This is a genomic window from Neobacillus drentensis, from assembly GCF_036962765.1.
GTDB lineage: Bacteria > Bacillota > Bacilli > Bacillales > Cytobacillaceae > Neobacillus > Neobacillus drentensis_C.
The window spans coordinates 1-3,533 of record NZ_JBALOS010000253.1 but is presented as its reverse complement, the minus strand read 5'-3'; the positions used below and the strand labels follow the sequence as shown (position 1 = coordinate 3,533).

5 protein-coding genes are annotated in these 3,533 nt (G+C 39.3%); 4 read left to right on the top strand and 1 reads right to left on the bottom strand.

The window, feature by feature from the left end; all coding sequences use genetic code 11:
• Positions 1 to 50: 50 nt before the first annotated feature.
• A complete protein-coding gene (locus V7137_RS25560; protein WP_335700683.1) occupies positions 51 to 308 on the bottom strand; it encodes a hypothetical protein in 258 nt (85 codons plus the stop codon).
• Positions 309 to 617: 309 nt separating this feature from the next.
• Between V7137_RS25560 and V7137_RS25555 the strand changes: the two genes are divergently transcribed.
• Genes V7137_RS25555 through V7137_RS25540 form a run of 4 tightly spaced genes read left to right on the top strand, consistent with a single transcriptional unit; the run spans position 618 to position 3,343 of the window.
• Positions 618 to 998 carry a GntR family transcriptional regulator gene (locus V7137_RS25555; protein WP_218347987.1) on the top strand — a complete coding sequence of 127 codons (381 nt, stop codon included), beginning with the start codon at positions 618 to 620 and terminating at the stop codon, positions 996 to 998.
• Positions 995 to 1,897, top strand: a complete 903-nt coding sequence (locus V7137_RS25550; RefSeq protein ID WP_335700682.1) for an ABC transporter ATP-binding protein — start codon at positions 995 to 997, stop codon at positions 1,895 to 1,897. Before V7137_RS25555 ends, V7137_RS25550 begins: the two co-directional genes overlap by 4 nt.
• Positions 1,878 to 2,627: a hypothetical protein gene (locus tag V7137_RS25545; protein ID WP_335700681.1), complete on the top strand. Its 750-nt coding sequence runs from the start codon at positions 1,878 to 1,880 to the stop codon at positions 2,625 to 2,627. The genes V7137_RS25550 and V7137_RS25545 overlap by 20 nt, the downstream gene beginning before the upstream one ends.
• Positions 2,624 to 3,343, top strand: coding sequence for a hypothetical protein (locus tag V7137_RS25540; protein WP_335700680.1), 720 nt, complete (start codon positions 2,624 to 2,626; stop codon positions 3,341 to 3,343). The genes V7137_RS25545 and V7137_RS25540 overlap by 4 nt, the downstream gene beginning before the upstream one ends.
• Positions 3,344 to 3,533 lie beyond the last annotated feature (190 nt).

Genomic DNA, 3,533 nt, shown 5'->3' with positions numbered 1-3,533 from the left:
CTCGTGGACAAATGTCCACGAGCGGTGCCTGACACCCTATACCCCTTTTGCTAAACAGGCAAGGCTAACGCATTGGATGCGATCGCTCCCATATTGCTATCATATATTCGATCATGCATGAGGATTTTGGGATGATATTGATAGGTTCCTAAAAAATTATAAATAATGGCTTCAATCATATACCCCAAACCAACCATTGCTAAAAATAGCAGCAGACTCCTTTTTATCCCCTTTTTATAACGCACATAACCCAAAAGAATGCCACTTAAAAAACCCAGTCCGAGATAGCATATTGAATTAATACTCACTAATTCACACCTCTCCCTAAAAATAGTATCCAAACCTTACTGGAAGATTACTCATCCTTTTGACCATCTATGGTGACATTCATGGTCCCTTTGGTGTCAGGCACCACTCGTGGACAAATGTCTTTTTGTGGTGCCTGACACCAAAGCGCCACAAAAGAGGTACCCCAAAGAGGCACCCCAAAGAAGCACTCCCAAAGAATCTGCACTAAAAATGAAAATATTGGCAATTTACCCATTGTTTTTTATTTCCAATTATAATATACTACATTACAACACTAATGCACTATATTAGAGGTGAGGGGTGAGAGCTTGAATCTTAATTTGGATGGGACGAAGCCGATTTATTTACAGATATCGGAGTGGCTAGAGCGTGAGATTCTGAATGGAAATTTTGAAAGTGATCAAAAAATTTACTCCCAATATCAACTGGCAGAGATCTTTAATATTAATCCAGCAACGGCCGCAAAGGGCCTCAATATTTTGGCGGATGAAAACATCCTCTATAAGAAACGAGGGCTGGGGATGTTTGTTGCAAGCACTGCCAAAGATATGATCCTTAACAAGCGGAAAAATGAGACGTTAAAAAGATTAGTTGAGGAAATTGTCCTCGAAGCAGACCGGTTAAACGTTAGTAAAGCTGAGTTAATTGAAATGATTAAAGCAGCTAACAGTGGGGAGGAAGAAAAATGAGTGTCATCGAGTGCAATGGATTGACGAAAGACTACGGGAGAAATAGAGCGTTAAACAACCTGTCATTTGAGATCGAGGAAAATAAAATAACCGGCCTGATTGGCCGAAATGGATCAGGGAAATCGACGCTGTTAAAAATAATTGCTGGCTTGATAAAGGAAACATCAGGAAAGGTCCACGTGTTCTCAGAAAAGCCATTTAATAATCTAACAGTTTCAGCTAACGTCATATTGATTCATGACCAAATGAGTCTGCCTGCTGCTTTGAATCTTAAAGAAATCTTAGCGGCCGCAGAAAAATTTTATGAAAATTGGGATGCAGTGCTGGCCAATCGCCTTTTTGACTATTTCTCGTTGAACCCGTTGCAAGATTATCAAGAACTATCAAAGGGTATGAAAAGTACGTTCAATACCATCATAGGATTATCTGCCAGGTGTCCATTGACGATTTTTGATGAACCGACCACAGGTATGGATGCGGCTGTCAGACATGATTTTTACCGCGCTCTCCTAAAAGACTATATTGCTCATCCACGCTCGATTATTATTTCAAGCCATCATTTGAACGAGATCGAGGATTTACTAGAAGATATCCTTCTGATAAAAGATGGGAAAGAGCATCTACATCTCCCGGCATCAGATGTTAAGGACTTTGCAATTGGAATTCAGGGAAAGACAGCGATCGTCAATGAATGGACGAAAGATAGAGAGAGGATTCACACCAAAAACATCGGTCTTGATCAATCTTTTGTCGTCGTAAGGAATCAGTTTTCCGAGCAAGAAAGGCAGAAAGCCCGTGCGGCTGGGATTGACCTCAAGCCGGTTACCGCTAGCGACCTATGTGTTTATTTAACTAGTAAAAGTGAAGGGGGAATTGATGATGTCTTTATCCAAGGTTAGTCTGACATCGATTGTGAAAAAACAATATTCCTATAAATTGAAGGCTTACGTTCAGGTGTTTTGGAACCTGGTCTTTCTTCAATTGCTAGCTATTTTCTTTTCACTTAACGGTGTGGGCATGATGGGTTCAAGCAGTGAAAGTATTGAACTGGAGGTTCATTATTATTCCGCCGATTTGGTTGCTTTTTTCACAATGCTATGGGGGTTTATTATCGCTATTATCATTACTACGAAGGCATATCGCCATGATGACTTCACCTTTGTCACCAATCGACTTAGCCACAACCTTTCCAATCTAGTGTTTTTGCTAACAGCCAGCATTATTGGCGGTCTGACAGCTATGTTGTCTACCTATCTTCTGAAAGTGATAACGTATCTCTTTGTAGGCCCGCAAACAATTGCTAGCTCAAGCGTCCTCGGTACCCCAGCAGCATTAATATTGGGTATATTGGCAACAAGTTTTTATATATTCCTATTTTGTGCGTTTGGATATTTGGTCGGGACGCTGGTCCAGATTCATAAAGTTTTCGTTGTCTTAGTGCCGGCGTTATTTTTCGGGGCATTGGTTCTCGGCGGGGTTAGTGGGAACACACGCATCGTATCAAACCTCGTTGGATTCATCTTTTCAGAATCATCTATCCTGTTATTTATTATCAAAATAATCGTCACTTGCAGTCTGCTCTTTACGAGTGCATTTGTATTGTCAAACCGAATGGAGGTTAGACCATGACAATGACCCTGACCTTTGTTATCCCTATTCTTATTATCTTAGTGATCGCTGGTTTCACAGCCAAAAGTATGAAAAAGTCAGTCAACCATAAGGGAAAATCCATGTCGAGTCAGTGGGTTCGCAGGATATTTGGCGCGTATATTTCGCTCTTACTTATCTGTGCATTAGTGGCTACTTTTATCAACGGAAAAGATAACAATGATTTGAAAAAGGCCGAGGTCGATTCTTTAGAAAAAGAAGGTATCGCTTTAGTCGATGCAGCCGCAGCAGGAAAACTTGATACTATCGATAGCAGCTTTATTGAGAAAAAATGGGACCTTGATTATCGTGATCAAAAACTTAACGTGACAACTGAAACCGCTGAATTCTTTGGCACACAGATTTTTGTGGAAAGAAAGAACACGAATGATCATAAAATTGACGCAATAGCCTATAGAACGAGATCAAGTGTGAATGACATGGATATCAGTAAGTTGATTAATCCGATCCGTCTGAAATTAGCAGGGAATATATTAATTTTACAAAATCCAAAGAAAGCAAAACTTGAATTTTCCATGTTCAATAATGTCTTCTCAGTCAATCAATTTACGGGCGAGCCTTCGTTATTTGAACACCAATCTAGTTTTTACGATGGGCAAAGCATACTTTACATGCGAATTCCGAAAGATCTTGAACTGATTTACAAATCTGATTTAAACATTCAATATGTGGAGTAAATTGGGTAGCCGTTAAGGTTACCCTTTTTTTGTGAGTAGGGAAATTCAAAGATCCTAATAAAGTCAAAATATTCTTATAACCAGTAAAATTAGTCTTATATCGCGGGCAAACAATTTTGATAAACTTTTTCTTGTAAAGGCTTTCAAAAAATAAATGATTGTATAGGAGTTGATCATTTTTTAATCCATG

Bases quoted from the DNA above. Each gene is read 5' to 3' on its own strand.
- V7137_RS25540 (WP_335700680.1), top strand. From the start codon at position 2,624: ATGACAATGACCCTGACCTTTGTTATCCCTATTCTTATTATCTTAGTG.
- V7137_RS25550 (WP_335700682.1), top strand. From the start codon at position 995: ATGAGTGTCATCGAGTGCAATGGATTGACGAAAGACTACGGGAGAAAT.
- V7137_RS25545 (WP_335700681.1), top strand. From the start codon at position 1,878: ATGTCTTTATCCAAGGTTAGTCTGACATCGATTGTGAAAAAACAATAT.